This is a genomic window from Streptomyces sp. ISL-11 (assembly GCF_018614525.1).
Classification (GTDB): domain Bacteria; phylum Actinomycetota; class Actinomycetes; order Streptomycetales; family Streptomycetaceae; genus Streptomyces.
Genome location: NZ_JAGGOL010000165.1, coordinates 22267 through 28456 on the forward strand (window position 1 = coordinate 22267; position 6190 = coordinate 28456).

Here is a 6190-nt window from a genome sequence, read left to right on the forward strand (position 1 = left end):
CAACCACGCGCCGGTGCCGGGTGGCCGAGCGCCGCTCGTACGCCCTCGAAGGCGCCTTGTGCGGCGCGATGGCCGGGATCGACGGCGGGATGTGGGACATCCACCGCCATGCCCGGATCGCCACCGGCCCGGCGCCCGGTCTCAGGGCCAGAGCAGCCCGGTGACCCAGGCGCCGCTCCCGGTGCGGCGGTAGTCGAGGCGTACGTGCCGCCGCTCGGCGTCGCCCTGGAAGAACTCGACCTCGTCCGCCTCCAGGACGTACAGCGTCCAGCTGTCCACCGGTGCGTCCGGCTCGCGCCGTGCCCGTTCCCAGGCCGCGCGCGACGCCCGCTCCAGCTCCTCGTACGAGCCCAGCGCCTCGCTCTGCCGCCCCACCAGCGCGGCCGCCAGCGCGCCGGTCGACCGCGCGGCGAGGTCGGCACGGCTCTCCGCGGCGTCCGCCGCCGTCACCGTCCCGCGCACACGGACCTGGCGTCCTACCGCCGGCCAGTAGAAGCTCAGGGCGGCGTCGGGCCGTACGGCCAGTTCCCGGCCCTTGCGGCTGGTGCGGTGGGTGGCGAAGTGCCAGCCGCGCTCGTCCGCGTCGTGGAGCATCACGGTCCGCACGGACGGGCGTCCGGCCGCGTCGGCCGTCGCCAGGTTCATGGTGTGCGGTTCGGGGCTGCCGGCCGCCGCGGCCTCGCACAGCCACCGCCGGAAGAGCGGCAGCGGCTCCGTGGGCGCGGCGTCCGGGTCGAAGCGGGGCAGCTCCGTGTCCCACACCCGCAGGGAGCGCAGTACGGCGTGGAAGGAGCCCTGGAGGCTGTCGTCGGTGTCGCTGCTCATGGCCCCATCAAACCCCGTGTGCCCGGGTCACGTGGGGGAGGGCGGCCGTCAGTCGCGGGCCAGTACCAGCGTCCCCGACGAGCAGAACCAGCCGCCCGTCCCCGAGGCGACGGCCAGTCGCGGAAGCCCGCCGTCGCGCCCGCGGACCTGGCGGCCCGGCTCTGCCTCGCCGCGGAGCTGGCGCACCGCCTCGACCAGGAGGAACAGTCCCCGCATGCCGGGGTGGCAGGCGGACAGTCCGCCGCCGTCCGTATTGACCGGCAGTGCGCCGCCGACCGTCAGCCTGCCCTTCTCCACGAAGGCGCCGCCTTCGCCCTTCGCGCAGAACCTCAGGTCCTCCAGCGTCACCAGGGTCATATAGGTGAAGGCGTCGTACAGCTCGGCCACATCGATCTCCTGCGGGGTGACCCCCGCCCTGCCGAAGGCCGTCCGGCCCGAGACCGCGGCGGGGGACATGGTGAAGTCCTCCCACTCCGACATGGCCATATGGGAGACCGAGCTGCCCGCGCCCAGCACCCGGACGGGGGGTTTCGCGGTGTCCGCCAGGTACTCCTCCGCGGCCAGCAGGACGGCGCAGCCGCCGTCGGACCGTATGCAGCAGTGGAGCTTGGTGAAGGGGTCGGCGATCATCGGGCCGCCGAGCACGTCGTCGACCGTGATCGGGGTGCGGTGGAGGGCGTGGGGATTGTGAAAGGCGTTGGCGCGGGTTTGAACGGCGACGTCGGCAAACTGTTCCATCGTGGTGCCGTACTGGTGCATGTGACGGCGCGCGGCCATCGCGTACTTGGCGATCAGGGTGTGCCCGTACGGTGCCTCGAACTGGGCGGGACCTCGGGCGCCGAAGGACAGGTTCGCGGTGCGGCGGCCCGCCTTGAGGTCGGCGCGAGCGGTGGAGCCGTAGACCAGGAGGACCACGTTCGCCTCTCCGGCGGCGATGGCGTCCACCGCGTGGGCGGCCATCACCTCCCAGGTCGCGCCACCCACCGCCGTCGAGTCGACCCACGTGGGCCGCAGCCCCAGGTAGTCCGCGGTCTCCATGGGTGCCAGCGGTCCCACGCCGGTGGACGCGAGGCCGTCGACGACGGACCTGTCGAGGCCGGAGTCGGCCAGGGCGCGCCGGGCGGCCTGAGCTTGCAGTGCGTGCGGAGTGGCCGCGTCCAGGCGACCGCAGTCCGAGAGCGAGACGCCGACGACGGCCACCTTGCGCGTGCTGCCAGGGCTCATGGATCTGACGGTACATCAGCCAAAGGGTGGGAAGTTGGGTCCGCGCTCCCTAATATGACGCTCCGTCAGTCTAGGGAGGTGTCCGCCCGTGAACCCGGAGTTCAGCGAGGAGCAGGACGACATCCGCCGCACCCTGCGCGACGTCCTGCGCAAGTGCTGCGGGCCGGAGGAGGTCAGGGCCGCGGTCCGCACCCGCACCGGCCACGACCAGGCCCTGTGGCGGCAGCTCGCCGAGCGGATGGGACTGCCGGGCCTGGCGGTGCCGACGCGCTACGGAGGTGCCGGCTGCGGCCCCACGGAACTCGCGCTGGCCTGCGAGGAGACCGGCCGTGTGCTGCTGCCCTCCCCCCTGCTGGCCACCGCCGGCCTGGTGGCGCCGCTGGTTCTCGCCCTGGGCACGGACGCGCAGCGCGCCGAGCTGCTGCCGCGCGTCTGCGCCGGCGAGCTGACGGCGGCGCTCGCCGTACCGGGCGGCGGCCTTCCGACGGCGCTCGCCCTGACCGGCCCCAACGGCGGCGACTGGTCCGGCGGCGGCCGCGCGGGCGGCGTCCAGGCGCGCCCGGCCGCGGGAGGTACGGGCTGGCGGCTGTACGGGGAGGCCGCACAGGTGCTCGACGGGCACAGCGCTGACCTTCTGCTCGTCGCGGCCCACGCGGGCGGATACGCGCGCAGCCGCACCCTGCTCTTCCTGCTGCGGCCGGAGGGGGCGCGCGGGGTGGTCCGTACGCGCCTGACCGCCCTGGACGAGACACGGCCGCAGGCACGCGTCGCGCTGCGGGACGCCCAGGCCGATCTCCTGGGCACCGCCGAGGCGGATGTGACGGGCGCGCTCTCCCGGCTGGGCATGGACGTGGCCGCGATGCTCGCCGCCGAGGCGGTGGGCGCGGCCGGGCGGGCGCTGGAGCGGACGGTCGCGTACGCGCGGTCGCGGGAACAGTTCGGTCGGCCGATCGGATCCTTCCAGGCGGTCAAGCACCGGCTGGCGGAGCTGTACGTGGCGGTCGAGGCGGCGCGCTCGGCCGCGTACTACGCGGCGTGGGCGGTCGGCGGCGGGGCGGCGGAGGACGGGGCCGCCGCCGGGGGCCTCGCGCTCGCGCAGGCCCTGGAGGCCCTGCGGCAGGTCGCGGGGGAGGCCGTGCAACTGCACGGTGGCATCGGAGTGACGTGGGAGCACGAGGTGCAGCTGTACTTCAAACGGGCGGCGTCGGACGAGCTGTTGTTCGGCCCCGTGCACCTGTTGCGGTCGCACGCGGCGGAGACGGCCGGGCTGTTTGCGGGCCGCCCCGGCCGGGAAGCGGTGGCCCTGTGACCGCCGCCGTGGAACGCATCGTGCAGAAGGTCTCGTCCACCCGGACCTTCGCGAGGATCGCCCCGCACTTCGTACCGGCGCTGGACCGCGCGGTGCACCGGCTGACCGGAGGGAGAACGCTGCTCAGCGCGCGCCTGCTGCCGAGCGTCGTCCTCACCTCGACGGGCGCCAGGAGCGGCCAGGCCCGGCGGACACCGCTCGCGTGCATGCCCGAGGACGGCCCTGTGCGCACATGGGTGCTGATCGGCAGCAACTTCGGACGGCCGGGCCACCCGGCCTGGACGGCGAATCTGCTGGCACATCCGGACGCGGAGATCAGCTGGAAGGGCCGGGACGTCCCCGTACGGGCGCGACTGCTGCGCGAGGCGGAGCGGGAGGCCGCGTGGGCGGCGGTGGTGAGGTTCTGGCCTCCCTACGCGCGCTACCAGGCGCGTGTGGAGCGTGAGATCCGGCTCTTCCGGCTGGAGCCGCGCTAACGGCCGCCGGCCGGCGGCGACAGGCAGCGGAAATCACTGCGGCGGGCCGCTCCGGGCCGAGCCCGAGCGGCCCGCCGCTGCGATGACAGGACGTGCGATACCAGGTGTTACTTCGTCGGCTTCTTGCCGGTGATGCCCAGATGGACGAGGAGGGCGAGGTTGGGCTTCAGTTCGGCCTGCTTGACGCCCCAGCTGGTGAAGCCCTTCTGGTGCGAGGCGACTGCGGCGAGCATCGCCACGAGAGAGCCCGCGACGGCGGCCGGGTTGACGTCCTTGTCCACCTTGTTCTTGGACTGGAGCTCCTTGACGGAGTCCGTGAGGGAGTTGGTGACGGCGTTGAGGATCTTCATGCGGATCTTGTAGAACCGCTTGTCGCCCTCGGCCGCCCCGAGGTCGACCACGCGCAGGATGGCGTCGTGCTTGCGCCAGAAGCCGAGGAAGCCGTCGACCAGTTCTTCGGCGGCCTGCCACCCCGACTTGCCGACCCAGGAGCGCCCGGCGACGAGCTCGGTGAGGGTCGTGCCCTCCTTCGCCATCTCCTCGGCGATCTCCAGGACGGCGCCCTCGACGTCGGGGAAGTACTGGTAGAAGGTGGCGGGGGAGGTGCCGGCCTTGCGCGCGACATCGATGACCTTGACGTCGCGGTAGGGCGAGGAGCTGAGCATTTCGCTGAGGCAGTCGAGCAGCTTCTGCCGCGTCGCCTGTCCGCGTCGGCCGGCCACGCGGCCGTCGACGGTGCGTACTTGTCCTGTCATGCCGTCAGCTTACCGAGGGGTGATCGGAGCGCGATTCGGCCGCATGCAAATGGGGGCGGGGGTGCAAGGTGGGGTGTAAGCCCAGCTCAGGCGGCATCTGGGGGTGCGCGAGAAGATCCGGACGGATTGGCCCGTACCGGTGAATCGTCTTATCAACAGGCTGTGGACAACGCGGATGACGCGGAGACCCCACAGTTATCCACAGGTCGGGGTGAAAACCGCGATACCCCGATAACGTGGCAGTCGGAACACCCCGTGCGGGGGGCGAGAGCCGCACGAGAGTAACGCAGGGTCACAGAGCGAAGACGGGGGACGGGCTGCGGGGCGGGACATTCCGCATGTGGTGGAGACACGGCGAAGCACGACCCGGGTTCGCAACCGCGGCCTTCGCCAGGAAGAATCAGTATGCGTACCCCGGAGATAATTCGCGGTGAGACGCTGCACGGGGCTTAAACCCTTCAAGCCCCCACGGGGAGGTGGCAGGCCAGTGGTGGAGCAGCTTACGCAGCACGACCCGAGACGGATCGGCCCGTTCGAGGTGCTCGGCCGACTCGGCGCCGGCGGCATGGGGCTGGTCTATCTCGCCCGCTCGGCATCCGGCCGACGGGTCGCGATCAAGACGGTGCGCACGGAGCTCGCGGAGGACCAGCTCTTCCGGGTCCGCTTCACCCGTGAGGTGGAGGCCGCCCGCGCGGTCAGCGGCTTCTACACCGCTGCCGTCGTCGACGCCGATCCGCGCGCCGCCGTACCCTGGCTGGCCACCGCGTACGTGCCCGCACCCTCGCTCGAAGAGATCATCAACGAATGCGGGCCGCTCCCCGCCCAGGCCGTGCGGTGGCTGGCCGCCGGCGTCGCGGAGGCGCTGCAGTCCATCCACGGCGCGGGGCTGGTGCACCGCGACCTCAAGCCGTCGAACGTGCTGGTCGTCGAGGACGGCCCCCGGGTCATCGACTTCGGCATCGCCTCCGGCGTCTCCAACACCCGGCTGACGATGACCAACGTCGCCGTCGGCACGCCCGCCTATATGTCGCCCGAGCAGGCGCGCGACTCCCGCAGCGTCACCGGGGCCAGCGACATCTTCTCGCTGGGTTCCACGCTCGTCTTCGCCGCGACCGGTCACGCCCCCTTCCACGGGGCGAACCCCGTGGAGACCGTCTTCATGCTGCTGAGGGAGGGCCCGGACCTCGCCGGCCTCCCGGATGAACTGCGGCCCCTGATCGACTCCTGCATGCAGATGGCGGCCGAGAACCGGCCCACCCCCGCGGACCTCCAGGCCGAGCTGGCCCCGCACCTGTTCGCCTCCGGCGGTGGCGACGACAGCGGCACGGCCTCCGCGTGGCTGCCGGACAACGCCGTCACCCTGATCGAGCAGCGCCGCGCCGGACACCGGCCCGCCGCGGCCGGCGCCGGCGCCCGGGGCGGCCGGCACGACGAACGAGGGACTGGTCGACGGGCCCGCCGACCAGGCGTGGTTCTCGCAGCCGTCCGGGCTGGCCGCGACCGAGGACCGGCTCTGGATCGCCGACTCCGAGTCGTCGGCCCTGCGCTGGGTCGAGCGCGACGGTGCCGGATACGCCGTCCGTACGGCCGTCGGCACCGGA

At 72.8% G+C, this 6190-nt stretch carries 6 protein-coding genes; 3 read left to right on the forward strand and 3 right to left on the reverse strand.

Annotated features, from left to right (window positions below; translation table 11 throughout):
* Positions 1–141: 141 nt before the first annotated feature.
* Entirely contained in the window at positions 142–825 is a 684-nt protein-coding gene (locus J7E86_RS27210) for a pyridoxal 5'-phosphate synthase (RefSeq protein WP_215085260.1), read from the reverse strand.
* Between the two features lie 48 nt (positions 826–873).
* Positions 874–2049, reverse strand: coding sequence for an acetyl-CoA acetyltransferase (locus J7E86_RS27215; protein ID WP_215085262.1), 1176 nt, complete (start codon positions 2047–2049; stop codon positions 874–876).
* 88 nt (positions 2050–2137) lie between these two features.
* Here J7E86_RS27215 and J7E86_RS27220 point away from each other — a divergent pair, with 88 nt between their 5' ends.
* On the forward strand, positions 2138–3358 hold the full coding sequence (locus J7E86_RS27220; protein WP_215085264.1) for an acyl-CoA dehydrogenase family protein: 1221 nt from the start codon (positions 2138–2140) through the stop codon (positions 3356–3358).
* Positions 3355–3834 (forward strand): nitroreductase family deazaflavin-dependent oxidoreductase, encoded by a 480-nt coding sequence (locus J7E86_RS27225; protein ID WP_215085265.1) that lies wholly within the window; start codon positions 3355–3357, stop codon positions 3832–3834. Before J7E86_RS27220 ends, J7E86_RS27225 begins: the two co-directional genes overlap by 4 nt.
* Positions 3835–3941: 107 nt before the next feature.
* Here the strand turns inward: J7E86_RS27225 and J7E86_RS27230 are convergent, their stop codons facing one another.
* On the reverse strand, positions 3942–4589 hold the full coding sequence (locus J7E86_RS27230; RefSeq protein ID WP_215085266.1) for a TetR family transcriptional regulator: 648 nt from the start codon (positions 4587–4589) through the stop codon (positions 3942–3944).
* 487 nt (positions 4590–5076) lie between these two features.
* Here J7E86_RS27230 and J7E86_RS27235 point away from each other — a divergent pair.
* A partial coding sequence (locus J7E86_RS27235; protein ID WP_308312741.1) for a serine/threonine-protein kinase occupies positions 5077–6190 on the forward strand: 1114 nt, incomplete at its 3' end.